This is a genomic window from Campylobacter sp. RM9328 (assembly GCF_012978615.1).
Genome location: NZ_LIWF01000075.1, coordinates 1 through 415 on the forward strand (window position 1 = coordinate 1; position 415 = coordinate 415).

Annotated in this window: 1 protein-coding gene; it reads right to left on the reverse strand. The window is 34.7% G+C overall.

The features are described from left to right. Positions 1 to 37 precede the first annotated feature (37 nt). The coding region (locus CCAL9328_RS10755; RefSeq protein WP_170000650.1) for an RICIN domain-containing protein at positions 38 to 415 on the reverse strand (378 nt) is incomplete at its 5' end.

A 415-nucleotide genomic window follows, 5' to 3' on the forward strand; every position in this document is an offset into this window, starting at 1 on the left:
CTTATAAAGCTAAATAATAGTATTATTAATATATTTTTCATTGTTGATATCCTAAGAGTGGAGAGGTTGGTGCTGCTTCAGGGATAAATACCCATTGTTGATTAAAATTTGGCTTAAAATTACACTCTCTCATAGCAAGACTATAGTAGCTACCAGTTTGAGTTAGTGAGCCAAGATCTGTTGTGATACATTTACCAGAAGCGCTAGATTTTATCTGAATGGCACCATTGTCCATAGCTGATAGTTGCCATTGTTGGGATTTGTTATTGATATCGCAATTTCTGTGAGTGATACCACCACCTTCGTCATGGATACAAGTATTAGTAAGGAAATTTATAATCAAAGCTATATCATTACCTAGATTTAAAACTTGCCACGACCTAGCTCTACCAAACTCTTTAGAGTTATCTAAGGT